This is a genomic window from Pseudomonas serbiensis (assembly GCF_030580745.1).
GTDB classification, from domain to species: Bacteria; Pseudomonadota; Gammaproteobacteria; order Pseudomonadales; family Pseudomonadaceae; genus Aquipseudomonas; species Aquipseudomonas serbiensis.
In genome coordinates this window covers 105,415-131,709 of sequence record NZ_JAUQOO010000019.1, presented here as the reverse complement: position 1 = coordinate 131,709, position 26,295 = coordinate 105,415, and the positions used below count along the sequence as shown (strand labels likewise).

The 26,295-nt window shown below is 58.9% G+C and carries 27 protein-coding genes and 1 pseudogene; 16 read left to right on the top strand and 12 right to left on the bottom strand.

All coding sequences use genetic code 11. The features are described from left to right. Nucleotides 1-62: 62 nt before the first annotated feature. The 4 genes and pseudogenes from Q6A51_RS21820 to Q6A51_RS21805 form a co-directional block, all read right to left on the bottom strand. Nucleotides 63-695 carry a BRCT domain-containing protein gene (locus Q6A51_RS21820; protein ID WP_304575712.1) on the bottom strand — a complete coding sequence of 211 codons (633 nt, stop codon included), beginning with the start codon at nt 693-695 and terminating at the stop codon, nt 63-65. A gap of 34 nt (nt 696-729) precedes the next feature. Then, nucleotides 730-1,099: pseudogene (locus tag Q6A51_RS21815) on the bottom strand (hypothetical protein); the annotation flags it as partial. After that, nucleotides 1,096-1,581 (bottom strand): hypothetical protein, encoded by a 486-nt coding sequence (locus Q6A51_RS21810; protein ID WP_304575711.1) that lies wholly within the window; start codon nt 1,579-1,581, stop codon nt 1,096-1,098. The pseudogene Q6A51_RS21815 and the gene Q6A51_RS21810, both read right to left, overlap by 4 nt. A 55-nt stretch (nt 1,582-1,636) precedes the next feature. Beyond that, nucleotides 1,637-2,050, bottom strand: coding sequence for a hypothetical protein (locus Q6A51_RS21805; protein ID WP_304575710.1), 414 nt, complete (start codon nt 2,048-2,050; stop codon nt 1,637-1,639). An 82-nt stretch (nt 2,051-2,132) separates the two neighbouring features. On the opposite strand from Q6A51_RS21805, the gene Q6A51_RS21800 reads away from it, so the two are divergent. From Q6A51_RS21800 to Q6A51_RS21785, 4 genes are all read left to right on the top strand, one after another. Then, nucleotides 2,133-2,483, top strand: coding sequence for a MerR family transcriptional regulator (locus tag Q6A51_RS21800; protein WP_304575709.1), 351 nt, complete (start codon nt 2,133-2,135; stop codon nt 2,481-2,483). 34 nt (nt 2,484-2,517) lie between these two features. Further along, nucleotides 2,518-3,204 carry an SDR family oxidoreductase gene (locus Q6A51_RS21795; RefSeq protein ID WP_304575708.1) on the top strand — a complete coding sequence of 229 codons (687 nt, stop codon included), beginning with the start codon at nt 2,518-2,520 and terminating at the stop codon, nt 3,202-3,204. Nucleotides 3,205-3,317: 113 nt separating this feature from the next. Beyond that, nucleotides 3,318-3,614, top strand: a complete 297-nt coding sequence (locus Q6A51_RS21790) for a helix-turn-helix domain-containing protein (protein ID WP_304575707.1) — start codon at nt 3,318-3,320, stop codon at nt 3,612-3,614. A gap of 131 nt (nt 3,615-3,745) precedes the next feature. After that, nucleotides 3,746-5,104, top strand: coding sequence for an 8-oxoguanine deaminase (locus tag Q6A51_RS21785; RefSeq protein ID WP_304575706.1), 1,359 nt, complete (start codon nt 3,746-3,748; stop codon nt 5,102-5,104). A gap of 82 nt (nt 5,105-5,186) precedes the next feature. Here Q6A51_RS21785 and Q6A51_RS21780 read toward each other — a convergent pair whose 3' ends face one another. Continuing rightward, nucleotides 5,187-6,278: a calcium:cation antiporter gene (locus Q6A51_RS21780; RefSeq protein WP_304575705.1), complete on the bottom strand. Its 1,092-nt coding sequence runs from the start codon at nt 6,276-6,278 to the stop codon at nt 5,187-5,189. Between the two features lie 227 nt (nt 6,279-6,505). On the opposite strand from Q6A51_RS21780, the gene Q6A51_RS21775 reads away from it, so the two are divergent. The 7 genes from Q6A51_RS21775 (at nt 6,506) to Q6A51_RS21745 (ending at nt 13,511) form a co-directional block, all read left to right on the top strand. Further along, the gene (locus Q6A51_RS21775) at nt 6,506-7,426 is read left to right on the top strand and encodes a Fe(3+) dicitrate ABC transporter substrate-binding protein FecB (RefSeq protein WP_304575704.1); all 921 of its coding nucleotides are present in this window, start codon (nt 6,506-6,508) and stop codon (nt 7,424-7,426) included. Further along, nucleotides 7,427-8,416, top strand: a complete 990-nt coding sequence (gene fecC / locus Q6A51_RS21770; RefSeq protein WP_304575703.1) for an iron-dicitrate ABC transporter permease FecC — start codon at nt 7,427-7,429, stop codon at nt 8,414-8,416. It begins immediately after the preceding gene. Then, nucleotides 8,413-9,381: an iron chelate uptake ABC transporter family permease subunit gene (locus Q6A51_RS21765; RefSeq protein ID WP_304575702.1), complete on the top strand. Its 969-nt coding sequence runs from the start codon at nt 8,413-8,415 to the stop codon at nt 9,379-9,381. Before fecC ends, Q6A51_RS21765 begins: the two co-directional genes overlap by 4 nt. A 4-nt stretch (nt 9,382-9,385) precedes the next feature. Further along, nucleotides 9,386-10,177, top strand: coding sequence for a Fe(3+) dicitrate ABC transporter ATP-binding protein FecE (gene fecE / locus Q6A51_RS21760; RefSeq protein WP_201018122.1), 792 nt, complete (start codon nt 9,386-9,388; stop codon nt 10,175-10,177). A 163-nt stretch (nt 10,178-10,340) separates the two neighbouring features. After that, nucleotides 10,341-11,435 (top strand): BMP family ABC transporter substrate-binding protein, encoded by a 1,095-nt coding sequence (locus tag Q6A51_RS21755; protein ID WP_201001835.1) that lies wholly within the window; start codon nt 10,341-10,343, stop codon nt 11,433-11,435. Between the two features lie 76 nt (nt 11,436-11,511). Beyond that, nucleotides 11,512-12,480, top strand: coding sequence for a 2-oxoglutarate and iron-dependent oxygenase domain-containing protein (locus tag Q6A51_RS21750; protein WP_201018124.1), 969 nt, complete (start codon nt 11,512-11,514; stop codon nt 12,478-12,480). Between the two features lie 77 nt (nt 12,481-12,557). Continuing rightward, nucleotides 12,558-13,511, top strand: a complete 954-nt coding sequence (locus tag Q6A51_RS21745; protein WP_201018125.1) for an adenosine deaminase — start codon at nt 12,558-12,560, stop codon at nt 13,509-13,511. Nucleotides 13,512-13,562: 51 nt separating this feature from the next. Here the strand turns inward: Q6A51_RS21745 and Q6A51_RS21740 are convergent, their stop codons facing one another. Both Q6A51_RS21740 and Q6A51_RS21735 read right to left on the bottom strand, forming a co-directional pair. After that, nucleotides 13,563-14,255, bottom strand: coding sequence for an ArsR/SmtB family transcription factor (locus tag Q6A51_RS21740; RefSeq protein WP_201001832.1), 693 nt, complete (start codon nt 14,253-14,255; stop codon nt 13,563-13,565). Nucleotides 14,256-14,700: 445 nt separating this feature from the next. After that, nucleotides 14,701-15,612: a LysR family transcriptional regulator gene (locus Q6A51_RS21735; RefSeq protein WP_304575701.1), complete on the bottom strand. Its 912-nt coding sequence runs from the start codon at nt 15,610-15,612 to the stop codon at nt 14,701-14,703. Nucleotides 15,613-15,728: 116 nt separating this feature from the next. On the opposite strand from Q6A51_RS21735, the gene Q6A51_RS21730 reads away from it, so the two are divergent. Then, complete coding sequence (locus Q6A51_RS21730; RefSeq protein WP_304575700.1) at nt 15,729-16,742, top strand: zinc-binding alcohol dehydrogenase family protein; 1,014 nt, start codon at nt 15,729-15,731, stop codon at nt 16,740-16,742. Between the two features lie 129 nt (nt 16,743-16,871). Here Q6A51_RS21730 and Q6A51_RS21725 read toward each other — a convergent pair whose 3' ends face one another. Further along, a complete protein-coding gene (locus Q6A51_RS21725; RefSeq protein WP_201001829.1) occupies nt 16,872-18,074 on the bottom strand; it encodes a multidrug effflux MFS transporter in 1,203 nt (400 codons plus the stop codon). 104 nt (nt 18,075-18,178) lie between these two features. Continuing rightward, nucleotides 18,179-18,379: a heavy-metal-associated domain-containing protein gene (locus tag Q6A51_RS21720; RefSeq protein ID WP_201018127.1), complete on the bottom strand. Its 201-nt coding sequence runs from the start codon at nt 18,377-18,379 to the stop codon at nt 18,179-18,181. Between the two features lie 146 nt (nt 18,380-18,525). Between Q6A51_RS21720 and Q6A51_RS21715 the strand changes: the two genes are divergently transcribed. From Q6A51_RS21715 to cueR, 3 genes are all read left to right on the top strand, one after another. After that, on the top strand, nt 18,526-18,906 hold the full coding sequence (locus tag Q6A51_RS21715) for a hypothetical protein (RefSeq protein ID WP_201001827.1): 381 nt from the start codon (nt 18,526-18,528) through the stop codon (nt 18,904-18,906). A 69-nt stretch (nt 18,907-18,975) separates the two neighbouring features. After that, nucleotides 18,976-21,174, top strand: a complete 2,199-nt coding sequence (locus Q6A51_RS21710; RefSeq protein ID WP_304575699.1) for a heavy metal translocating P-type ATPase — start codon at nt 18,976-18,978, stop codon at nt 21,172-21,174. Then, a complete protein-coding gene (cueR, locus tag Q6A51_RS21705) occupies nt 21,171-21,572 on the top strand; it encodes a Cu(I)-responsive transcriptional regulator (protein WP_304575698.1) in 402 nt (133 codons plus the stop codon). The genes Q6A51_RS21710 and cueR overlap by 4 nt, the downstream gene beginning before the upstream one ends. Before the next feature lie 71 nt (nt 21,573-21,643). Here the strand turns inward: cueR and Q6A51_RS21700 are convergent, their stop codons facing one another. Continuing rightward, nucleotides 21,644-22,540 (bottom strand): PA4780 family RIO1-like protein kinase, encoded by an 897-nt coding sequence (locus Q6A51_RS21700; RefSeq protein WP_201018130.1) that lies wholly within the window; start codon nt 22,538-22,540, stop codon nt 21,644-21,646. A gap of 234 nt (nt 22,541-22,774) precedes the next feature. Continuing rightward, the gene (locus Q6A51_RS21695) at nt 22,775-23,578 is read right to left on the bottom strand and encodes an AraC family transcriptional regulator (protein WP_236250183.1); all 804 of its coding nucleotides are present in this window, start codon (nt 23,576-23,578) and stop codon (nt 22,775-22,777) included. A gap of 85 nt (nt 23,579-23,663) precedes the next feature. Here Q6A51_RS21695 and Q6A51_RS21690 point away from each other — a divergent pair, with 85 nt between their 5' ends. Beyond that, entirely contained in the window at nt 23,664-24,692 is a 1,029-nt protein-coding gene (locus Q6A51_RS21690; protein ID WP_201018131.1) for a bile acid:sodium symporter family protein, read from the top strand. A gap of 63 nt (nt 24,693-24,755) precedes the next feature. Here the strand turns inward: Q6A51_RS21690 and trpE are convergent, their stop codons facing one another. After that, a complete protein-coding gene (trpE, locus tag Q6A51_RS21685; RefSeq protein ID WP_201018132.1) occupies nt 24,756-26,243 on the bottom strand; it encodes an anthranilate synthase component I in 1,488 nt (495 codons plus the stop codon). Nucleotides 26,244-26,295 lie beyond the last annotated feature (52 nt).

Sequence of the window (26,295 nt, the reverse complement as noted above, 5' to 3'; positions counted from 1 at the left end):
TTCGCTTACGCCGTAATGCCGAACCGGTAGGAGAGACTTCAGTCGCGAAGGCGTCTGACAGACTATCCAAACACAGCCTGCTGCCAATGCTCTTCACTGACAATGGCAATAGGTACACCTGTCTCTCGAAGCTCTACAGCTTTCTTGATCTTGAGCCCGTAACTACTATGAAGCCATTGGTCATTGCCAATGCTGCCAATGACAAGAAAGTTAACCTTCTTGCTGAGAGTGCCTCCAATCAGGCCACCGCGCTCAACGACCAGTGCCTCGCAGTGTTTTCTTGGACCGTACGCCATCGTGCCGGTAAACATGAAAACGTTATTTTCCCAGCTGAAAGCAGGAAGCGGATCGTTGAGCGGCAAAGTGCTCGGCGTCGAAAAGTTCACCGACGAGGTCTTTTGACCACCACCAAATTGTTTAAGAAGACTAAAGAGCTCCTGAGACTCGTCCTCATCAAGAATCCCATCGCTCAACATGTTTTCCAGTCGACGATAAAGAATGTTAACCACTGGATCGTCAAGGTGAGCGAGATTGGCCTCAATCCACTCCTTGAGAAAAAGCGCCTCCATCTGATTGATCTTGCCATCAGCACACAAACCAGCGCTGATGCCGATCAAGGCATCTACAGATCGTTGATCCATCCGGGCTGCGTTAAAAAAGCGACTGTTCTGAAACTCCTGATGCAAGTCGACCATCGACCATTTCTCCATCGTTGACTGTTGCAGTGGTCTTACTGAGGTACTTCGACTGTTCCGGAGTAAAGGTGACAATCATGCCGGTTGCCGAACATGTCAGCCTGTACTCCTTGGAGAGATCAATATCGAGGTCTTCTCCTCTCAACCCCTGCCATTGAGCCAAGTACTTCAGCGACCCGAATTTTTCGCGTTTTTTTCAAGGTGTGCGAAACACCGCCTTTCCACCCCAGGATTGGCAATTGGTTTGCTAGACATCGGGCTGCCAGTTCCTCCAGTTCTTTGGCACGCTCACGCCCGTTTTCCCAGCACTGAATCAGCCCTTTGTCGTCAGCTTCCCAGATTTGGGCATGGGTCAGTCCAGTTCTGACTGGCTCAGTAATCTTGCGATAAACATGAGTCGTCATGCTGGCTCATTACCGTTTTCAGATGGCGGAAACTCTGTGCCGTGACGCAAATATGCGATAACAGCACTTTGGGTCGTTTCCAGAACTCGCTCATTTGCCAGACCTGTTTTCGCGTCATTGAGGCGATACAAAGCCACTTGTGCGTAACCCTCCTTGCCCTTGGAAGCGCGAGAAATCTGAATGGCACGCAACTCTGTTTTCAAAGCAGCGCCCCAATCACTCGATGCGAGCGGTGTGTTGAAAATGAGTGACCGGCTGGATAAGGAAAAACTCTTTTCATTGAACAGGCGCTTGTAGCCCTTAATCCCTGATCTGGTCTCGGGCAGAAGGCTATAACCAAGAGCAGCTGTATGCACCCGATGGACTGCGAATAGCCATCCACGGAGGAAATCGCCGTCGTAGAAGTCATCGTGTGCAACCCAGTCGTGTCTGGGTTTGGTAGAAATTTTCTTTGCAGGGGTTTCGGGGACAGGTATCGACATCGGCCTCTCCATGGCCAGGGATCTTCATACTTTCTACTGGCAGCAAAAAATGATGTCAAGATGATTGCTCGCCATCACTCCGCACCGGCCATAACTGCAAAACAGCCCAAACCAGCTCCATCACCAGAATCCCGATCAGCAAGCTGCTGGCGCCGTGCATAAGCGCATAGCCCTGCCAGGCGGCAAACAGTAATCGTCCCGCCGCGTCATAGCGGCCGAATACCTGCTGTGGATCACGGATGCGCAGTACCGCCCACACGCAGACAATCGAGCCCAGCAAATTTGCCATCAGCATGTGCATGGGCTCGAACGTTGGTAATTCTCCCGGCAGCCCCCACTGTTGGCTCAACGTCGATAACATTCCGTGCAGCGCCATGAACGTCCAGGGCGTAGCGAAAGCGGCGGTGACGATCAGGTCGTACCAGGCGCTGGCACGGACCACTTGGCGATACTGTCGGGTTTGCCACATAAAACAGGTCCTGTTGATTGAGATACCAACAGGCTAAAGGGTGGAGTACGCTCCAGGGTCAAGCCTTCAAGGACAAGATTGCATGCGCATTGGTGAACTGGCTCAAGCCACCGCCGTCAGTCGCGACACGCTGCGCTTTTATGAGCAGCGCGGCCTGATTTCAGCCCAACGCACCGGCAACGGCTATCGTCATTACCCAGTGGAGACGGTGCAACTGGTGCAATTCATCAAGGTTGCGCAGCGCCTGGGCTTCAGCCTGAACGAAATAGGCAATAACGTGGCCGAACTGTGGAAGGCACCCGCGCCGGATATCGCGATTGCCCAACTGCTTCGGGACAAGCTGACGCTGATCGACACACGTATTGCGGAGCTGGGTGACTTGCGTAGCGAACTTCAAGCACGTCTGCACCAGAGTTGCCCGCTGAGCCCCTGAAGTTTTTCTCTTTCAACTGCCAAGGAGTTTTTTCATGACTGCTACCAAAACCGCTCTGATCATCGGCGCATCCCGTGGCCTGGGACTCGGGCTGGTCCAGCGTCTGACCGAACAAGGCTGGAATGTGGTTGCAACCGTTCGCGATCCGCAAAAGGTCGATAGCCTCAAGGGCATTTCCGGGGTACGCATCGAAACGCTGGATATCGATGAAGTCGCGTCGCTGGAAGTGCTGGTCCAGAAGCTCAAGGGCGAAGTGTTCGATGTGCTGTTCGTCAACGCAGGAGTGATCGGGCCAAAGCATCAAAGCGCAGCCCAATCCACCGCTGCCGAACTGGGCCAATTGTTCCTGACCAACGCCGTTGCACCGATTCGTCTGGCAGAACGTCTGGTCGGCCAGATCCGCCCGGAAACCGGCGTACTGGCCTTCATGAGCTCGGTGCTCGGCAGCGTCGCCTGCCCGGACGGAAACGAAATCGCCCTCTACAAGGCGAGCAAGGCGGCACTCAATTCCATGACCAACTCCTTCGTCAGCAAACTGGGCGAAAATCGTCCCACCGTCCTTTCCCTGCATCCGGGCTGGGTGAAAACAGAAATGGGCGGCGAAGGTGCCGATATCGACGTCCTGACCAGCACCACTGGCCTGGTCAAACAACTCAACGACTACGCCGGCAAGGGCGGACACCACTTCATCAACTACAAGGGCGAGACGATTGTCTGGTGAAGCAACACACTGATGGATGAACGGGTTCTGCTCTGGCTTTCAAAGCAGGACCACTCATGAATGTCGGGGGCTCACAATCGTAAATGGCTGCGTGATTTGATGAGAAGTTAACAATGAACGACGAACACATCTTTTCCAGTGTCTGGGATGCCCTTGCCAATACCACTCAAGAGGCAGCTCACTTGACGTTACGCTCGACACTCATGATCGAGCTGAACGAATCCATCAAGAAATGGCCTGGCACCGATACCGAAAAAGCGGCTCGCCTGGGGATTACCAAGCCACGTTTTTCCAACTTGAAGTCCGGCTGTTCAGCCTTGACGCCCTGGTCGATCTGGCGGCAAATGCAGGGCTTGTTGTTTCCATGCGTCTGGATGCAGCCTGATTACAAGCCAGGTGTTGATGTTTGATTGTGAGTTGAGCGAGTAATACACTTCTTCGCCTTGCCCGTGCATTGTTCACAATCACCGGCAACCCTGGATCAGCAGACAGGGCAACACTGAGCTGGCTAACCTGAACCCACTTTCAGAGGAGCCGGCCCATGCCTGCGATCCGTATCTGGTTGAAAAATCCCCTTGCCGTCTTCACTGCCAATGACCTGGATGCCCGTGGCGGTCTGGTGGTCGAAGATGGCGTGATCGTTGAGCTGCTGGCTGCCGGTCAACCCCCTTCCCGCCCCTGTGATCAAGTGTTCGATGCTCGCGAGCATGTGCTGCTGCCGGGCCTGATCAACACGCATCATCACTTCTATCAGACCCTGACCCGCGCCTGGGCACCGGTGGTCAATCAGCCTTTGTTCCCATGGCTCAAGACGCTCTACCCGGTGTGGGCGCGGCTGACGCCGGAAAAGCTCGCACTGGCCAGTAAAGTGGCGCTGGTGGAGTTGATGCTGTCGGGCTGCACCACTGCGGCGGATCATCACTATCTGTTTCCCGATGGGTTGGAGCAGGCCATCGATATTCAGGTGCAGAGCGTTCGCGAACTGGGCATGCGAGCCATGCTGACCCGAGGTTCCATGAGCCTGGGCGAGGCCGATGGCGGGTTGCCGCCGCAACAGACGGTGCAACAGGGCGAAACGATCCTGGCCGACAGTCAGCGCCTGATCGAGACCTATCACGAACGCGGCGACGGTGCGCAGATCCAGATTGCCCTGGCGCCCTGCTCGCCGTTTTCGGTGACGCCGCAGATCATGGCCGAGAGTGCCGCGCTGGCAGAAAAACTCGACGTGCGCCTGCATACCCACCTGGCCGAAACCCTGGATGAAGAAGACTTCTGCCTGCAACGCTTCGGGCTGCGTACGGTGGATTATCTGGACAGCGTCGGCTGGCTCGGGCCGCGCACCTGGTTGGCGCATGGCATTCATTTCAACCCTGATGAAATTGCGCGCCTTGGCGCAGCAGGCACCGGGATCTGTCATTGCCCCAGCTCGAACATGCGTCTGGCTTCGGGCATCTGCCCGACACTGGACCTGACCGCCGCTGGAGCACCACTGGGTCTTGGCGTAGACGGCTCGGCCTCCAACGATGCCTCGAACATGATCCTTGAGGCCAGGCAGGCGCTCTACCTGCAACGGCTACGCTACGGCGCGCAGGCCATAACCCCGGAACTTGTGCTGGGCTGGGCAACCAAGGGCTCGGCGCAACTGCTGGGACGTACGGATATAGGTGAACTGGCCGTGGGCAAACAGGCAGATCTGGCGTTGTTCAAGCTCGATGAACTGCGCTTCTCCGGCAGCCATGACCCGCTTTCGGCGCTGTTGCTGTGCGGTGCGGACCGGGCTGATCGGGTGATGATCGCAGGCAACTGGCGAGTGATAGATGGACAGGTCGAGGGGCTGGACCTGAAGAAACTGATCGCCGATCACCGCCAGGCCGCGCACCAGCTATTGCACGAGCTGTAGGACCGGATTCATCCGGGAAAGGGCCTGTACATTCACAGCACTTCTATCGTCTGGAATATCTTTTTCCCGGATGAATCCGGTCCTACAGTCCCAGGCAAGAGAGCATGATGAAGGTTGCGAACAGCACGAAATGCGTCATGCCCTCGATGGCGTTGGTTTCTCCGTCATTGAGGTTGATGGCGCAGACCAGCAAGGTGATGAAGACCATCACGGTCTGCACGGGCGTCATGGCCATCTGGAACGGCTGACCGCTGTAAAGCGCCATCGCTTCCATCGCAGGCACCGTCAGGATCACGGTGGATAGCGAAGCGCCCAGTGCAATGTTGACCACCGACTGCATGCGGTTGGCCAGGGCGGCGCGCAAGGCGGTCAGGATCTCCGGCGCAGCAGAAATCGCCGCAACCAGAATCGCCGTCAGAACGGGCGGCGCACCGCTGCCTTCCAGCCCAAGGTCAATGGTCTTGGACATCACTTCCGCCAACGCGCCGATCACCACAACGCCCAGTACCAGTGTCACGATGGAGCGTGTCAGGTTGATCGACTCGCCCTGTTCTTCTGGCTGATCCTTGCGTCTGTTTTTCTCGGGGTAGCTGTAGCTGAAAAAGTAACTGTGCGGCCCGACCTGCATGCGCAGGAACAAGGTGTACAGCACAATCATCGCGCCAATGGTAAACGCCGAATACAGCTTCCAGTCCGCCTTGGGAATGAACTCGGGCACCACCATCGACACGCCCATGGCCGTCAGGATCATCACGCTATAGGTGCGCGCCGAATTATCGTTGTAGGCCTGTTCGCCATGCTTGAGCCCGCCCATCAAGGCGGCCAGCCCGAGGATGCCGTTGATATCCAGCATCACGGCGGCATAGATCGTGTCGCGCACCAGCGTCGGAGACGGCTCGTTGCTCATCATGATTGCCAGGATCACCACTTCGACCAGCACTGCCGACAGGGTCAGGATCATGGTGCCGTAAGGGTCGCCGACCTTTTCCGCCAACTGCTCGGCATGATGAGCAACCCGCAGCGAAGCGCAGACGATAAAGCCCACCAGCGCCAGCCCGGCAATCAGCGCGACCGTCCGGCCATTGCCCAGCAGCACGTGCTCCAGGGGATAGGCGATAAAAGTGGCGATGATCGCCAGCAACAGAAACTTTTCTTGCCTGAGTAAGGAGCCCATTACGTGTCCATGCCCTTGCGACACATTGTCGCGTGACATCCTTGAGGATCAGCATTGATGAAGTGGTTGAGAGTGCGGTCTGTGACAAAAGGTTTCAAAAAGAGCCATGGGTGAGAAACAGCCTCATGCGCAAATGACTTTTGATCCTGCCGTCTCGATATGAAATAGTGCCCGCCGTTTTCTTCGTGCCGCTCTGACACGACTGTCTCCGCTACAAAGGTATTGCCATGCGTACTTCCCGCCTCTCTCACCTGCTGGCTTGCAGCCTTCTGGCTCTCTCGGCCAGTGTCGTGCATGCCGCGCCCATCGATATCGATGACGGTCAACACAAAGTCCATCTGCCGGATGCGCCAAAGCGGGTGGTAGTGCTGGAGTTTTCCTTTCTCGACGGGCTGGCCTCGGTGGGCGTAACGCCGGTCGGTGCTGCCGATGATGGCGATGCCAACCGCGTGCTACCCAAGGTGCGCAAGGCTGTAGGCGAATGGCAATCGGTCGGCCTGCGCTCGCAACCCAATATCGAAGTGATTGCCCGCCTCAAGCCGGATCTGATCATTGCTGACCTGGGACGCCATCAGGCGCTCTACAACGATCTGGCGAGCCTGGCGCCGACGCTGATGCTGCCGTCACGTGGCGAGGATTATCAGGGCAGCCTGAAATCCGCCGAGCTGATTGGCGTCGCGCTGGGCAAAGGCCCGCAGATGCAGGCGCGGATTGAGGAGAACCGCAAGCACCTCAAAGACGTCGCGGCACAGATTCCGGCCAATACCAAGGCGCTGTTCGGGGTTGCGCGTGAGGACAGCTTCTCGGTCCACGGACCACATTCCTATGCAGGCAGCGTGTTGCAGGCCATCGGCTTGCAAGTCCCTGAAGTGCGCAAGAACGCGGCCCCGACCGAGTTCGTCAGCCTTGAACAATTGCTGGCACTGGACCCGGGCTGGCTGTTGGTCGGTCATTACCGTCGCCCCAGCCTTGTCGACACCTGGAGCAAGCAACCGCTTTGGCAGGTACTGGGTGCCGTACACAACAAACAGGTCGCTGAAGTCGATGGCGATAGCTGGGCGCGCAATCGCGGCATCATGGCCTCCGAACAGATCGCCGATGACGCTCTTGCCATTCTCAAGGGCGGCAAAGCCGTACTGAACCCATAAATGCGCCGCTGGCTGATGGCGGCAGTGATTGCCTTGACCTGCCTGGGCCTGTTCTGGGTGTCGCTGTTCGCGTTGTCGCCCTTCAGCATCCGGCAAGTCGATGCGTGGAACGGTTTGTTCAAGCTCGGACGCGAAGGCGGCAATATCGCTTACATCGTGGCGCAACTGCGGGTGCCCCGAGCGGCCTGCGCAGCACTGGTCGGTGCCTGTCTCGGGGTCGCCGGAGCCTTGATGCAGGGCATCACCCGTAACCGGCTGGCTTCGCCGTCTCTGTTTGGTGTGACGGCGGGCGCAGCTCTGGGGCTGGCGCTGTTTTCCACAGGTCTTGTCACACCGCCCTTCCCCGGTGGTGCCTTGTTGATGACGGCCATTGGCGGCGCGCTGGCGTGGATCACGGTCTTCAGCCTCGGCGGCGCATGGTCGCCTGCCACGGCTCAAGGACGACTGGTGCTGGCCGGTGTCGCAGTGGCAGCACTTTGCACGGCCTTGACCCGGCTAACTGTGATTCTCGTCGAAGCCCAGGCGCAAAGCGTCCTTAACTGGCTGGCCGGCTCGCTGGCCAATGTGGGCGCCGAACAATTGCAGTTGCTCTGGCCTTGCACCTTGATTGGCGTGGTACTGGCGATTGCCTGCGCGCCACGCCTGAACCTGATCAACCTGGGCGAAGATGCCGCACGCTCACTGGGCGTACGGATCGGCGCGCTGCGTTTTCTGGTGTTCGTTGTCAGCCTGTTGCTGGTGGGTGCCAGTGTCTGTGCCGTGGGGCCGATTGCCTTTGTCGGCCTGATTGCGCCGAACATCGCACGCCAATGGCTGGGTAACGACTACCGCTGGTTGATCCCTGTCAGTGCCGGCCTGGGTGCGGCGATTGTGCTGGCTTCCGATCTGATCAGCCGTGCCGTGGCCTTTCCGGTGGAGACGCCTGCCGGTGTCGTCACTGCGCTGATTGGCGCGCCGTTCTTTCTGTTTCTGGCAAGGCGCACGCTATGAATCAGCCACGTTCGAGATTACTGATTCTGTTCGTGCTGTTACTGCTGGCGCTGCTGCTCAGCCTGAGTGCGGGCACGGTCTGGCTGACGCCCGGAGCAGTGCTCGATCACTTGATCGCCCACGACAGCAAGGACTTCGAGGTCTGGAACCATCGCCTGCCACGCGGCCTGATCGCAATTCTCACTGGCAGCGCCTTCGGGCTGGCCGGAGCCATCGTACAGGGCGTGATCCGCAACCCGCTGGCCTCGCCGGAAATCCTCGGCGTCACTCAAGGTGCCGGGCTGGCGCTGACCATCGCAATCATTGGTTTTCCACAGATGCCGGTGGCCTGGCTGCCGTTGGTGGCGTGCCTCGGCGGTGCGGCCGGTGCGTTGTTGCTGGCGCTGTACAACACTGGCGTGCAGTTTTCCGGTGTACGTTTCGCGCTGTCGGGCGTAGCGATTGCGGTCACGTTGTCGAGCATCACCGAATTCCTGATCCTGTCCAATCCACTGGATATCAACACCGCTCTGTTGGCCCTGACCGGCAGTCTGTGGAGTCGCAACTGGCACCATGTCTGGCTGGCCTTGCCGTTTCTTGTGCTGATCCCGGCGTGTCTGTTGCTCGCCAAACCTTTGAACCTGATCGGTTTGGGAGACGAAGCCGCGCAGAGTCTGGGGACCGGTTTGAAGCGCATCCGCTGGCTGGCGATGGGCGGCGCGGTGCTGCTGACCAGCGCGGGAGTGGGGATAATCGGGCCGGTGGGTTTCGTCGGTCTGGTCGCGCCGCACATGGCCCGGCGTCTGGTGGGCGGCCATCATCAATATCTGTTACCGGCCTCGATGCTGCTGGGCTCGCTGTTGCTGGTGCTGGCCGACACACTGGGACGAACGCTGATCGCACCCAGCGAGATTCCTGCCGGTATCCTTACCGCCGTGATCGGTGCCCCGTATTTTCTCTGGCTGCTGGCACGATTCAAAGGTTGATTCCATGAGCATTCTCCAGGCACAGCAACTCGACATCGGCTACGGCGATACCCGTATCGTGCAGTCGCTGTCGTTCAGCCCGCCGCCGGGCAAGGTCACGGCATTGATCGGCCCCAATGGCTGCGGCAAGTCCACCCTGCTCAAGGCGTTCGCCAGGATTCTTACCCCGCAATCGGGCACGCTGAGCCTTGACGGCCAGGCCTACGCGCAACTTTCGCCACGAGAGCTGGCGCGCAAGATTGCCTTTCTGCCGCAAGTGCTGCCGATCCCGGAAGGTGTCAGCGTGCGGCAGCTCGTGGCTTACGGGCGCAGCCCCCATAACAGACTGTGGGGACGCTTGAGTGGTGCCGACCGCAACAGTGTCGATCAGGCCCTGCAACGCATGGAGCTGGAAGCACTGGCCGAACGCCCTTTATCCGATCTGTCCGGCGGGCAACGTCAACGGGCATGGCTGGCGATGGTGCTGGCGCAAGATGCCGCCATCGTTCTGCTGGATGAGCCCACCACGTATCTGGACATCAGCCATCAGGTCGAGCTGCTGGACCTGATGCGTCAGCTCAGCGCCGAGGGCAAGACCGTCATCACCGTGCTGCATGACATCAATCAGGCCTGTCGCTATGCCGACCATCTGGCGGTGATGCAGGCCGGGCGTCTGGTGGCAAGCGGAACACCCGATGAAGTGCTGGATGCCGAGCTGGTCGGTCGGGTATTCGATGTGCAGGTGCAGATCATGCGTGAGCCGGTGGCCGGTACGCCGATGTGCATTGTCGAACGCAGCACACGCTGCACCAGTTAGAAGCGTCGCGAACGCTTCTGCACCTTCGGGCTGCATGCCGCGACGGGCTTTGAGGCCTGGAACCGGCAGCCTGTCATAAGCTGTCTTTCTGGTCAGTTTTTTGCATTGCTGGCATACCCCGCTTAGTCGGCCACGCCAACAAGACCGCAAGGAGCTAGACCCGATGCACCTGACCAACCCAAGTCGTCCTCTGAAAAAACTGCTGTGCGCCATGGCCGCTGTTGTCGGCCTGGGTTCCAGTCTGCTCGCTTCGGCTGCCGACCCTCTGAAAGTCGGCTTCGTCTACATCGGCCCCATCGGCGACCACGGCTGGACTTACCAACACGAGCAAGGCCGCAAGGCGATGGTCGCGGCGCTGGGCGACAAGGTCAGTAGCAGTTACGTCGAGAACGTGCCGGAAGGTGCGGACGCCGAGCGCGTGATTCGCAATATGGCCAAAGGTGGCTTCGACCTGATTTTCAGCACCTCTTTCGGCTACATGAACCCGACGCTGAAGGTCGCCAAGCAGTTCCCGAACGTGAAGTTCGAGCATGCCACCGGCTACAAGCAGGACAAGAACATGGGCACTTATCTGGCCCGCACCTATGAAGGTCGTTATGTGGGCGGCTTCCTCGCCGCGAAGATGACCAAGACCAAGAAGATCGGTTATGTCGCCTCGTTCCCGATCCCCGAGGTACTGCGCGATATCGACGCCATCCAGCTGGCGCTGAACAAGTACAACCCCGGTACTGAAATCAAGGTGGTCTGGGTCAACTCCTGGTTCGATCCGGGCAAGGAAGCGGACGCCGCCAACGCCTTGATCGACCAGGGCGTGGACGTGGTGTTCCAGCACACCGACAGCCCGGCACCGATCCAGACCGCCGAGCGTCGTGGCGTCTACGCGGTTGGCTATGCTTCGGACATGGCGCACTTCGGGCCGAAGGCGGTTCTGACTTCCATCGTCAACAACTGGGGCCCGCATTACATCCAGGCCACCGAGGGCGTGATCGCGGGCACCTGGAAACCTCAGGATTACTGGGGCGGCCTGAAGGAAGGCACGGTTGAATTGCCGATCAGCGATATCGTTCCGGCTGACGTGAAAGCCGAAGCGCAGAAGATCATCGCCAGCATCGAAAGCGGCGAATTCCATCCGTTCACAGGCCCGATCAAGGACCAGACCGGCGCGGTGAAAATTCCGGAAGGCAAGGTTGCAACCAATGCCGAACTGGCCTCGATGAACTATTACGTTGAAGGGATTACGGCAGAGCTGCCGAAGTAATCTGCTCGCGAGCAGGCCGGAGTACGCCCGCTTGCTCGCGCGCCCAGGCAACACAACGAACACTCAGGAATGGTTCATGAACCGGCTTCCCATCATCGACATTGCCCCGCTCTACACACCTGACGAACAGGCCTGGCAGGCGGTTGCCAGCCAGATCGATCAAGCCTGCCGCGAGTGGGGCTTTTTCTACATCAAGGGCCACCCGATCACGGCTCAACGCATCGAGCAGGTGCTGACCACCGGGAAGCAATTCTTTGCCCGTCCCATGGCTGAAAAGCTCACTATCGATATCACTCAAAGTTCACACCATCGCGGCTATGGTGCGATTGCAACCGAACAACTGGACCCGAACCTGCCCAGCGACCTCAAGGAAACCTTCGACATGGGCCTGCATCTGGATGCCCGGCATCCCGATGTACTGGCAGGCAAACCCTTGCGCGGCCCCAATCGCCACCCCGATATGCCGGGCTGGGAAAGCCTGATGGAACAGCATTATCTGGACATGCAGGCGCTGGCCCAGACACTGCTGCGCGCCATGACCCTGGCCTTGGGCATCGAGCGTGATTTCTTCGATCAGCGCTTCAAGGACCCGGTCAGCGTCTTTCGCATGATCCATTACCCGCCACGCCATACGGCGACTTCCACCGAGCAGCAAGGTGCCGGTGCCCATACCGATTACGGCTGCATCACCCTGCTGTATCAGGACGCTGCCGGTGGGTTGCAGGTGCGTGACGTGCGCGGCCAGTGGATCGATGCTCCTCCGATTGAAGGTACTTTCGTGGTCAATATCGGCGACATGATGGCGCGCTGGAGCAACGACCGTTATGTGTCCACGCCGCACCGGGTCATCAGCCCGCTGGGTGTCGACCGCTACTCCATGCCATTCTTTGCGGAACCGCATCCGGACACTCGTATCGAATGTTTACCCGGCTGCCAGAGCGAAACCAGCCCGGCGCGCTACCCTGTAACGACCTGCTCGGAGTTTCTGCTGTCACGCTTTGCCGACACCTATGCCTATCGACGCGAGCAGGAGGCCATTACCTGAACTGATGGTCAGGTTTTACCCTGTAGAAGAGCTGCATCTGTAGAATGCCCGCCATCTGCACCTGATGAGAAAAGAACATGTACGACTGGTTGAACGCTCTGCCCAAGGCAGAACTGCACTTGCATCTGGAAGGTTCTCTGGAGCCTGAGCTGTTGTTCGCCCTGGCCGAGCGCAACAAAATCGCGTTGCCCTGGAATGATGTCGAAGCCTTGCGCGGGGCTTATGCCTTCAACAACCTGCAAGAGTTTCTGGACCTCTACTATCAGGGCGCTGACGTGCTGCGCACCGAACAGGATTTCTACGACCTGACCTGGGCCTACCTGCAACGCTGCAAGGCTCAGAACGTGATCCATACCGAGCCGTTCTTCGATCCGCAGACCCACACCGACCGTGGCATCCCGTTTGAAGTGGTTTTGGCAGGTATCACCGGCGCCTTGAAAGACGGCCAGTCGCAACTGGGCGTCAGCAGCGGCCTGATCCTGAGCTTCCTGCGCCATCTGAGCGAAGAAGAAGCCGAGAAAACCCTCGATCAGGCACTGCCGTTTCGTGATGCCTTCGTGGCCGTCGGCCTCGACAGCTCTGAAATGGGCCACCCACCCAGCAAGTTCCAGCGCGTTTTCGACCGCGCCCGCAACGAGGGCTTCCTGACCGTGGCCCATGCCGGTGAAGAAGGCCCGCCCGAGTACATCTGGGAAGCGCTGGACCTGCTGAAGATCCAGCGAATCGATCATGGCGTGCGCGCCATCGAAGACGAACGTCTGATGCAACGGATCATCGACGAGCAGATCCCGCTGACGGTCTGCCCCTTGTCCAACACCAAGCTGTGTGTGTTCGATCACATGTCGCAGCACAACATTCTCGACATGCTGGAGCGTGGCGTGAAAGTCACCGTGAACTCGGATGACCCGGCCTACTTCGGTGGTTATGTCACCGAGAACTTCCAGGCGCTGCATACCCATCTTGGCATGACCCAGGACCAGGCAAGACGCCTGGCGCAGAACAGTCTGGATGCACGTCTGGTCAAGCCGTAATCCACAGCATCGCGGGCTGGCGCGAAACCGCCCGCCCGCGATTGCGACCTGTCAGGCCGCAGAGGCTATCTTGCCGATTTCACGCTGCCCGTTGGACGAAACCTGCAAGGTGCTGGACTCCTCGGTTGTGCGCAACCATCCCATCTGAATGAACAACTGCAAAAGCCCTGCACCCAGCGCGCCCCCCAGATGCGGGCTGCGCTCGCTCCAGTCCGGGCAGACACAGACAGTCTCACGCTGTCGCTGCGCCAGCGCGGGAACGTAGATTCCTCGCTCGGCAAATTTGGCCATCCCCTTGCTGGTAACCTCGACCCGCTGCTCCATCTGCTCTATCCAGCCCGCCCCCAGCAAGCGCTGGTAAAGCTCGGCCGCCATTTCACCCCCCAGGTGATCGGAGCAGATGCGTGCGCGACGTATGGGCAAAGGCGGCATGGGTTGCGCCATATTGCGGCTGATCTGGTCGGCACTTACCATCGACGCATTGGCCAGCGCCTCCACGGCAGCCCCGATTTCAGGCGCTGCCAACCGGAAGAACCGGGTGCGCCCGCGCGCCTCCTGCTTCAACAACCCGCCACTGGCCAATCGCGCCAAATGCGCACCTGCAGAAGACGTCGAGAGCCCAGCCAGTAATGCCAACTCATTGGCAGGACGAGCGGTACCATCCATCAATGCCCAAATCATTGCGCTACGCTTGGGGTCGGCCAGCAGTGTCGCAATCTGACTGATGCAAGGTGCATATTCCATGTGTTCACTCCCTGTTGAAACATTCGTCTATAGCGATGGCATATTGATAACAATCCCGCTCCCGTAAAGTTGAACGTGGACCCAACCTGAAATGGAAAGTATAAACTCTACGCTCTATAACCCGAGCAGGTAAAAGTTACCTTCTCCGGCTCATGACCCGACATACTTTCAAAGCAATACCCAAAGTTTGCAGGACCTTCTTAAATATGGAAACCCTAATATTTCCGTACCGGCAGCGCCACTCGAAGCCTTCAACTCCATGACCTGCAACCCCCACAGTGCAAGACAGGCAAAGCCTGCGACTGACGAACCAGAAGCTCTCGATCATCATCGTGCGCAACCTCTTCCTTATGTTGGCACTTTGAAATTGAAAACTGTATTTACCTTTTATATTTTCCGAAGTATCCGTCAGCCTTTTCCCAAAAACTTTTAGTCATACAAACAACTAACGACTTATGAGCGCTGACTGTTGGGCGCATCGGGTACGAAGCATTTCAAGCAAGAGATTGACGGACTTGTTCAATTGCACTCGATGAGCACACAAAAGATTCAGCGGCACCGACTCACCGCGCACATGCGGCATCACGACTTTCAAGCGTCCCGCATGAACATCGGCGGCGATATCCAGCCATGAACGGTACGCGATGCCAGCCCCAGCCAATGCCCAGCGGCGCACCACGTCACCATCAGGACTGAAGCGATTGCCGCCCACGGTCAGGCTCACTTCCCGCTTGCCGTCGTGAAAGGTCCAGTGATCGTGTACCCGGTCACCAAGCATCAGCAGCAGGCAATTATGCTGCGCCAGTTCCCCGACCTGCTGCGGCTCCCCGTGACGGGCCAGATAATCAGGGGCCGCGCACAGCACTCGCCGATTGTCGGGAGCCACAGATCGAGCCACCAGGCTTGAATCCCCTGGCTCGCCATAACGCAAGGCAACATCCACAGGCTGACGAAACAGATCGTCGACACGGTCGCCCACCAGCAGGCGTACGGACAATTGCGGATGTTGCTGCTGAAACTCATCGAGCCAGGGCAGCAGCACGTTGCGCCCGAAATCCGAAGGAGCCGAGAGTTGCAGGATGCCATTGCAGCTTTCCTGATTGCTGGCCAGCAAGCGTCGGCCATCTTCCAGGCTGCCAAGGGCCGCACGGGCGTATTCCAGAAAACCTTCACCATCGGCCGTCAGGCGCAAGCTGCGCGTAGAGCGCGCCAGCAGACGCACGCCAAGCTGCTGCTCGATACGCTTGAGTGCTGCGCTGGCAACCGCCGCCGACATATCCATACCCCGCGCTGCAGCAGACAGGCTGCCCAGATCAGCCGCCCGCACAAACAACTGCAAATCATCGAAACGCAGCATCTCAGCCTCTGATTATCAAAATAATATTGAAAGAGACTGCCGTTTTAGCGGGTTTTATCTTTAATGGAAATGGCGAATCATCTGTTCATCAACTTTCCCACGCTACGGAGCCCAGCATGAAAGCCATTGCCTATTACCAGTCCCTGCCCATCAGCGACCTCCATTCGCTACAAGATATCGAACTGCCAGAGCCGGTCGCGGGTGCCCGTGATTTGCTGGTAGAGGTCAAAGCGATTTCCGTAAACCCCGTGGATACCAAGGTCCGGCAAAACGTCCAGCCCGAAGCCGGAGCCGCCAAGGTTCTGGGTTGGGATGTGGCAGGCGTGGTGAAAGCGGTCGGCAGCGAGGTGACGCTGTTCCAGCCGGGCGACAAGGTGTTCTACGCAGGCTCGCTGACTCGTCCGGGCGCCAACAGCGAGTTGCATGTAGTGGATGAGCGAATCGTCGGGCACATGCCGAAAACGCTGAGTTTTGCGCACGCAGCGGCGTTGCCACTGACAGCGATTACCGCCTGGGAGCTGTTGTTCGAGCGCTTGCAGATTGCAGAGGGTCAGGCTGAAAAAGAGCAGAGCCTGCTGATCGTCGGAGCCGCGGGCGGTGTCGGTTCTATCCTGACTCAACTGGCTCGCCAACTGACTTCACTGAAAGTCATCGGCACCGCTTCGCGCCCGGAAACCAAGGCCTGGGTACGCGACCTGGGCGCTCATGACGTCATAGATCACAGCAAGCCGCTCAGCGACGAACTCAAGCGCATCGGCCAGAATCAGGTCACTCACGTCGCCAGCCTGACCCAGACCGATGTGCATCTGGACCAACTGGTGGAATCGCTCCAGCCTCAAGGCAAGCTGGCACTGATCGATGACCCCAAGGCGCTGGATGTCTCCAAACTCAAGCGCAAGAGCCTGTCACTGCACTGGGAGTTCATGTACACCCGCTCGATGTTCGAGACGCCAGACATGATCGAACAGCACAACCTGCTCAACCGCGTCGCCGAACTGATCGATGCCGGAACCCTGAAAACAACCTTCGGGGAGCACTTCGGCACGATCAATGCCGAAAACCTGCGCCGCGCCCATGAGTTGCTGGAAAGCGGCAAGGCCAAGGGCAAGATCGTGCTTGAGGGGTTCTGATAAGCAAGAGGCAGGAGTAATGCCGTTCATTTGTGGGAGGCAGCTTGCTGGCGACTTCAGACGCAAAATATCTGCCGGTTTTCAGGCCTTTTCGCCAGCAAGCTGCCTCCAACAAGTTTTGTTCAGGCCTTAACTGATCGGTTCCTGCCTGGATGCATCACGGCGCGCCTGCAAGCGGCGGGTATACAGCGCGACAAGCGTGGCAAGCACGCCGCACAAGCTGATCACGGCCGCCATCGGCGTTGCCGTGCCGTCATGCAGCACACCCACCAGACTCGCCGCGCCCGCCGCGACACTGAACTGCAAACAGCCCAGCAACGCCGAAGCACTGCCGGCCCGTGCCCACTGGCCATTCATGGCGCAGGCCGAGGCGTTGGGGATGATGCAGCCCAGGCTGGCAATACAGATGAACAGCGGAATCAGCAACGGCCAGAGCTGTTCGGTACGCAGGCTGGCAATGCCCAGCAGAGTCAGGGCCGCAGCCAGATAGATCCAGATGGTACGCAGCAACAGAGAAGCCGGGCTGCTCTTGCGCAACAGGCGTGCATTGACCTGCGCCACCAGAATGAACGCCGCCGCATTCATACCGAACAGCCAGCCGTAATGCTCGGCGGGGACGCCATACAACTTGATGAACACGAAAGGCGAACCGGCGATGTAGGAGAACATCCCGGCCATGACAATGCCACCGGTCAAGGCATGGCCGATGAAGACATGATCCTTGAGCAGATTGCCGTACTGCTTCAGCGCACCGCGCAGCGGCTGACGCGGAACGCCAGCCGGCATGCTTTCCGGCAAGCCAATGGCGACAGCCGTCAGGCACAGCGCACTGAAAATCGTCAGGCAGACAAAGATCGATTGCCAGCCAGAGACATTGACCAACACACCACCGAGCATCGGCGCCAGGATAGGCGCAAGCCCCATGACCAGCATCAGTTGCGAAAAGACCTTGGCCGACTCCACCGCATCGCATTTATCACTGACGATGGCCCGCGCCAGCACCATCCCGGCACAGCCGCCCAGTGCCTGAACGAAACGTGCACCGATCAGCCAGTCCAGATTCGGCGCGAAGGTACAGGCCAGCGAAGCCAGGGTGAACAGGGTCACGCCAACCAGCAAGGGGATACGCCGACCAAAGCGGTCTGCCACAGGTCCATAGGCCAGTTGCCCAATGGACAAGCCCAGGAAATAGGCCGCCAGCGTCAGTTGCACATGTTTTTCATCGGTCCCGAAATACGCGGCCATGGCGGGGAAACCGGGAAGATAGAAGTCGATGGCCAAGGGGCCAAAGGCGCTCAGGGCACCAAGAATGAGGATGGTTTTATAATTCATCGGGTGTCCATAAACGTATGCAAGGCAGCTGGCTAGTCTAACCGGCTTGCCTTGCCGATAACGCCGGACAAAGAAATTTAATTCAAGGCTTTTCAGGCTTTAGCCTATCCAGCCAGTTGTGCCTGATAGCCCTCTTCGCCAATCAATTCGATAACCCGCTCCGTGGTCAAGGAACTCTGCACACGCACTTGCGAGCTGGCCAGATCGATCTGCACTTCAGCAGTCGGATCATCGTTCTTGATAACCTGAGTCACCGCGCGGACACAATGCCCGCAAGTCATGCCTTGTACTGTGAATAACTGCATGGTGATGCTCCTTGAGTGATGGATGCCGGGCATCTTCAACCTTGTCATCGTGGCAAGGTCAAGTTTCTGTTTTTCCTGCCGGGCTGGTATTAGTCGCAGCCCTGAGCCAAGCTTCGTCATCGACGTCTACAGCAGGAGTATCAGCAATGCGCTGGTCAGTATTGAGCCTCTTCGGCATTCTCGGTCTTTTGGCTACTTCCCCAAGCGTTCAGGCCGCTCAGGATTACGGCATCCTGATCATTTCCCGAGAGCGTCTGGAAGTCGCGACCTCCTGCGAAATCGGCATTTACATTCAAGACCAGCTGGCCGGACGCCTGTTTCAGGAAGACTCGGTGTCTTTCAATCTGCCGCCGGGCGACGTCTCGGTACGCCTGCGCAGGTTGCCAGGGACAGTGGTCGGTTGCGCATCGGGGATGGAAGCGCAAAGCAGTACCAAGATCAAACTGCGCGCCGGGGACATTCTCAAGTACCGCATCGCGACCGACCTTAACGGCATGTACCTGAAGAAAGCTGACTTGAACTATTGATTCGCACTTGACCTTGTCCATGTGGCAAGGTTGACCCTTGCAGGTATCAAGCCTTCAGGGAGTGAAAAGATGCACGAACACACCACCTTCGACCTGCCGATCACTGGCATGACCTGCGCAAGCTGCGCAGGTCGGGTCGAGCGTGCCCTGGCCAAAGTGCCCGGGGTCACCAACGTCACGGTCAACCTGGCCAGTGAACGCGCCCATGTACAGACACAGAACGGAACCGACCCGCAGACCTTGATCGCCGCCGTCAGCCATGCAGGCTATGGCGCGACCCTGTTTCAGAGCGAACAGGCCGATGCCGCAAGAAAAATCCGGCACCTGAACCACGAACGCTGGGCCTTGATAGCAGCCCTGATCCTCGCCTTGCCGCTGGTCTTGCCCATGTTGCTGAGCCCGCTGGGCGTGCATTGGATGTTACCCGCCTGGGTGCAAGTCGCGCTGGCCACGCCGGTGCAATTCATACTCGGCGCACGCTTTTACGTCGCCGCATGGAAAGCCGTGCGGGCAGGCGCCGGAAACATGGACCTGCTGGTTGCCATCGGAACCAGCGCCGGATACGGCCTGAGCCTCTACCAATGGATCACTGCCACGCCAGGCAACATGCCGCATCTTTATTTCGAGGCTTCGGCAGTGGTCATTGCGCTGGTGCTGCTGGGCAAATACCTGGAAAGTCGCGCCAAGCGCCAGACCGCCAGCGCTATCCGGGCCCTGGAAGCCCTGCGCCCGGAGCGCGCTCTGCAAGTGATCGATGGCCAGGAACACGATGTCGCGATCAGTGCCTTGCGCCTCGATGATCTGGTGCTGGTCAAACCCGGTGAGCGCTTTCCGGTGGACGGCCAGGTCATGGAAGGCCGGAGCCATGCCGATGAAGCCCTGATCAGCGGCGAAAGCCTGCCAGTCCCCAAACAACCCGGCGACAGTGTCACCGGCGGCGCCATCAACGGCGAAGGCCGGTTGCTGATCAAGATCACGGCCCTGGGCACTCAAACGGTACTGGCGCGCATCATCAAGCTGGTCGAGGACGCTCAGGCGGGCAAGGCGCCGATACAGAAGCTGGTGGACAAGGTCAGCCAGGTATTCGTCCCGACCGTGCTGGTCATCGCCTTGTTCACCTTGACGGGCTGGATGCTGGCCGGGGCATCGCTGGAAGTCGCCTTGATCAATGCGGTCGCCGTGCTGGTGATTGCCTGCCCGTGCGCTCTGGGCCTTGCGACGCCGACTGCGATCATGGCCGGAACAGGCATTGCTGCGCGCTACGGCATCCTGATCAAGGACGCCGAAGCGCTGGAGCGCGCCCATGAGGTGGACGCGGTGGTGTTCGACAAGACCGGGACACTGACCTGCGGCACACCCCGTATCACCAACATGATTGCGGTGAAGGGCAACGAAGAGCAGTTACTGGAGCGGGCCGGAGCCTTGCAGCGCGGCAGCGAACATCCGCTGGCCAAGGCGGTGCTGGAAGTCTGTCGCGAGTGGCAATTGAAACTCGATAGCACCGAGCACAGCCAGGCACTCACCGGGCGCGGCATCGCCGGTGACGTCGAAGGGCATCAACTGGCGCTGGGCAACAGGCGCCTGCTGGAAGAAAACGATTTGCAGATGGGCGAACTGGCCGAGTCAGCCAAAACCTGGGAGGCCGAAGGCAGAACCCTGTCCTGGCTGATCGAGCAAGGCCCTCAGCCGGTCGTGCTGGGCATGTTCGCCTTTGGCGACACCCTCAAGCCCGGCGCAGAGCAGGCCATGGAGCAACTGAGCGCACGGGGAATCAGTTGCCACTTGCTGACCGGCGACAATCCCGGCAGCGCCAGGGCAGTCGCCCAGGCGCTAGGCATCAGGAATGTGCACGCCGAAGTGCTGCCCGACGAAAAAGCTTCGATCGTGGAGTTACTGAAAAAGGATCATGTCGTGGCGATGGTCGGTGACGGCATCAACGATGCGCCGGCACTGGCTGCGGCCGATATCGGCATCGCCATGGGCGGCGGCACCGATGTGGCGATGCACGCCGCCGGAATCACCCTGATGCGCGGCGATCCGCGAATGGTGCCTGCCGCGCTGGAGATCAGCCGCAAGACCTACGCCAAGATCCGCCAGAACCTGTTCTGGGCCTTCGTCTATAACCTGATCGGCATTCCGTTGGCGGCCCTGGGTTATCTCAACCCGGTGCTGGCCGGAGCCGCCATGGCCTTGTCCAGTGTCAGTGTGGTGAGCAACGCATTGCTGTTGAAAACCTGGAAGCCCAATGATCTGGGAGACGCCCAATGAACATCGGTCAGGCGGCCAGCAAAAGCGGCTTGAGTGCAAAGATGATTCGCTACTACGAGTCCATCGGGCTGCTGCAGGCTGCCAGTCGCAGCGACAGCGGTTACCGCCTGTACCGCTCCGAAGACTTGCACACACTGGCGTTCATCAAGCGCTCGCGGGATCTGGGCTTTTCACTGGAGGAGGTCGGCAAGCTGCTGACCCTCTGGCAGGATCGTCAGCGTGCCAGTGCCGATGTGAAGGCGCTGGCTCATAAACATATCGCCGATCTGAACCAGAAGATCGAAGAGCTGGCGAGCCTGCGCGATACCCTGCAGGAGCTGGTGGAACATTGCCACGGCGACGACCGACCCGATTGCCCGATCCTCAAGGACCTGGCTTCGGGCGGCTGCTGCACCTGAACGATGTAACCCTTCGCGAATGAATTCGCTCCTACGGCGGCCGTAGGAGCGAATTCATTCGCGAAATCAAACTACTGCATCCAGGGCGGCGGCGGTTCTTCGTTGGGCTTGCCCGGTGGCGCATCGTCGGCGGCACGGGCAGCCTGACGACGTGCTTCATCCAGACGCGCCGCTTCGATCTCGCGCAGCACGCCTCTGACGTCAGCGGCCTCTTCCGTATCCTCGAACTGGCCTGTCAGCACCGTGGACGGCGACAACGTACCGGCTTCGTAATACGACCACATTTCCTTGGCGTATCGGGTGGCCTTGAGTTCAGGTGCGAAGCGCCCGAAGTAGGAGGCCATGTTGCCGACATCCCGCTCCAGCATGCTGAATGCATGGTTGTTACCTGCTGCATCCACCGCCTGAGGCAAATCGATGATCACAGGCCCGCTCGGCCCCAGCAGTACGTTGAACTCGGACAGGTCACCGTGTACCAGACCGGCACACAGCATCAGCACGATCTGCTCGATGAGGAAAGCGTGGTATTCACGCGCCTGATCCGGCTCCAGCACCACATCGTTCAAACGTGGTGCCGCATCGCCGTACTCGTCGGCAACCAGCTCCATGAGCAACACGCCTTCCAGAAAATCAAAAGGCTTGGGGACCCTGACACCGGCGTTGGCCAGACGGAACAAGGCAGCAACCTCGGCGTTCTGCCATGCGTCTTCGGTTTCTTTGCGACCGAACTTGGAACCCTTGGCCATGGCCCGGGCCTGTCGGCTGTTGCGTACCTTGCGACCTTCCTGATACTCGGCCGCCTGACGGAAACTGCGTTTGTTCGCCTCCTTGTAAACCTTGGCACACCGCAGCTCCTTGCCACAGCGCACCACATAAACAGCTGCCTCTTTCCCACTCATGAGAGGGCGCAGCACCTCGTCGACCAGACCGTCTTCGATCAGGGGTTCAATGCGTTTAGGAGTTTTCATCAGCTTTTATTGTGGGTCCTTTGTTGCCAGATACGCGATTGTTGCCGTTATACGGCAATCCTCCGCCAGCGAGTAGGGGTAATGGCAGTCGGGATTGAATAGTTTTCGTGGAAAACAGCTATAACTCCCGGATTCAAGCACCTTTCATGCCGCATGAGCCGTGAAAGATATTACGAATTCAAAAATTTTTGCTGTAGGAAAAAGCATCAATCAGCCGTTCTTTTGTGCCGAAATCTATTTGAACAGTTCCCCAGGCGTGTAGCCGAACAGCCCCTTGAAAGCCGCAATAAAGGCCGAAGTCGAATCGTAACCGCACGCCAGCGCAGTGTTGGTCACGCTGTCGCCCTCCTCCAGTGCGCTGAGCGATGACAACAGCCTCGCCCGTTGGCGCCAGCCCCGAAAACTCAGGCCGGTTTCCCGCTGAAACAGGCGCATCAGGGTTTTCTCGGAAGTACCGAGCCGTTCGGCCCAGTCATGCAGCGTAATCAGTTGAGCGGGGTTTTCGATCAGCTCATTGCATAGCCCCAGTAACCGAGGGTGCCGAGGCAACGGCAGGGAAAAACCCACCTCAGGCAACCGGGCCAACTGATCCAGCAATACCTGCACCAGACGTGCTTCATGGCTATCGCCTTGCGGATAGGCCACGGGCAGCAGGCAGAAACTCTTGATCAATTCGCGAGCCAGCGGCGTGACTTCCAGCACCCGACAACGCTCCGGCGCCCAGCCGCAATCCTCGGTTCGCACATACAGGCTGCGCATCTCGGCGCGCATGGACGTCACCACTTGATGCTCAAGCCCGGCGGGTATCCAGACGCCCCACTGCGGGGGCGCGAAGAAGCTGCCTTCTGCGGTATGCACGCCCAATACGCCGCTGATGGCGTAGGAAAACTGCACCCAGTCATGACGATGGGGCGGCGTCCACGATCCGGCGCTCAAGCTTTCGGCACGGGCATAAAGCGGGCGCGGCAAATCCTGCAAGACAGGTATCTGCCGCTCGCCAGTAGGAGGATGAGCACTGTTTTGTCCGTTACTCGGCATCTAATGGCCTTATGTCGCAAGACGGCTAAAAAGCAACAGAGTAGCCTGCGGAGATTCACTTTTACAAAGAATGCACGAGCCTCCTATGCAAGCACTCAAACACCTCAAGCGCGTCGTGACCGACTGGTTCCTCTGCGGAATGGTCCTGGCGACGGTTCTGGCCTACTTCTTCCCACACTTCGGCGCCACGGGCGGCAGCATGCATGCCGAGTACGTCATCAATATCGGCGTGTTCGTGGTGTTCTTCCTGCATGGCGTCAATCTGTCCAGCGAGCAGATCAAAAAGGGGCTGAAGAACTGGCGCCTGCACGTCATGATTCAGGCATTCACCTTTGTGGTGTTCCCGGTGCTCTGGCTGATCGGCAACAAGCTGCTGAGCGCCTACATTCCTGCACTGCTGATGCTCGGCTTCCTCTACCTGTGCGCCCTGCCGTCCACCATTTCCTCTTCGGTGGCCCTGACCGGCAGCGCAAAAGGCAACGTACCGGCAGCGATTCTCAATGCAAGCCTTTCCAGCGTGCTGGGTATTTTCATCACGCCATGGCTGGTCAGCCTGGTGGTGGGCACCGGTTCTGGCGGGATCGACCTGGGTTCGACCCTGCTGGATCTGTGCGGCATGTTGCTGTTGCCGCTGATTCTCGGCCAGTTGATTCGCCCGCTGGCAGGCAAGTTCTTTGCGCGTCACAAGAAGTACACCAACCTGATCGACAAGATCGTGATCCTGTTGCTGGTCTATGCCGCGTTCTGCAACTCGATGATTTCAGGCATGTGGCAATCCCAGGGCAGCAGCGTGATTCTGACGGCCTTCATCGGCACCGCCATCCTGCTGGCAGTGATCCTGTTCATGACCACCCGCACCGCCCGTGCCTTGAAGTTCGATCATGCTGACAGGGTGGCGGCGGTGTTCTGCGCCACCAAAAAATCCCTGGCCGCCGGTGCGCCGATGGCAGCCCTGATCTTCGGCGCCAATCCGGGGCTGGGTCTGATCCTGCTACCGATCATGATCTACCACCCCATGCAGTTGATCGTCTGCTCGGTCATGGCCGAGAACTACGCCAACCGCCACAACCAGCAACTGTCCGCCGAAGCCCTGGAAGAGGCACGGGCAGCCTGACCCCCAAACAAAAACGCGGTGCCAGCCCAAAGCCGACACCGCGTTTCACTTGAAGCTTGAAGCTTATTCCTTCTCGCTGCTCGTCTGCTCCGCCAACGCCACCGCCCGAAACATCGCACGGCGCTTGTTGATGGTTTCTTCCCACTCAAGAGCCGGCACCGAGTCGGCAACGATACCGCCGCCCGCCTGCACATGCAGTTCGCCATCCTTGATGACGGCAGTACGAATGGCAATCGCGGTGTCCATGTTGCCGTTCCAGGCCATGTACCCCACTGCCCCGCCGTAGACACCGCGCTTGACGGGCTCCAGCTCGTCGATGATTTCCATGGCACGGATTTTCGGCGCGCCGGACAGGGTGCCCGCAGGCAGGATGGCACGCAGCGCGTCCATGGCCGTCAGCCCGCTTTTCAACTGGCCAGTGACGTTGGAAACGATGTGCATCACGTTGGAATAACGCTCGATGACCATCTTCTCGGTCAGCTTGACCGAACCGATTTCCGAGACGCGCCCCGTGTCGTTACGTCCCAGATCGATGAGCATCAGGTGCTCGGCGATTTCCTTGTCGTCGGACAGCAGGTCTTCTTCCAGCGCGCGGTCGGCCTCTTCGGTGGCGCCACGCGGGCGTGTACCGGCAATCGGGCGAACAGTGACCAGATTGTCCTCGACCCGCACCAGTACTTCCGGCGAGCTGCCGACCACATGGAAGTCGCCGAAGTTGAAGAAGTACATGTAAGGCGTAGGGTTGAAGCAGCGCAGCGCCCGATACAGATCGATAGGCGCAGCCTTGAAGTCGATGGACATGCGTTGCGACGGTACGACCTGCATCACATCCCCGGCCAGGATGTATTGCTTGATGGTGTCGACCGCCTTTTCGTAATCGTTCTGGGTGAAGCTGGAACGGAACACCGGCTCGGCGGCTGGCGGCCTGTCCAGCGCCAGACCACGACGCGGCGTGATCGGCTGACGCAGTTTTTCCATCAGCTCATCGAGGCGCGCACGGCCGCTTTCATAAGCGTCCTGCAGGGCCGGATCGACCAGTACGATGGCGTGCATCTTGCCAGCCAGGTTATCGAAAACAACGACAGCATCGGAAACCATCAGCAGGATATCCGGCACACCCAGCGGGTCCGGATTCGGGCAGTTGGCCAGACGCTTTTCGACATAGCGCACACAGTCGTAGCCAAAATAGCCCACCAGACCACCGTTGAAACGCGGCAGGCCGGCAATGGTCGGAACGTTGTAGCGTGCCTTGAACTCTTCGACGAAGGCCAGCGGGTCTTCGACGTCGTGGCTTTCGACCTCTACACCCTCGTGGGTCACGCTGACATGGTGACCATGAACGCGCATCACGGTGCTGCAAGGCAGTCCAATGATGGAGTAGCGCCCCCACTTCTCGCCGCCTTGTACCGACTCCAGCAGGTAGGAGTTCGGCTGATCGGCAAGTTTCAGGTAGATCGACAGCGGTGTATCGAAGTCGGCCAGGGTTTCGTGGGCAAGCGGAATGCGGTTATAGCCAGCAGCAGCCAAACGCAGGAATTCTTCACGGTTCATGAACAGCCTCGTGGTTTGAGGGTAAAACGGTCAGGTAGGCAAACATGCCGCA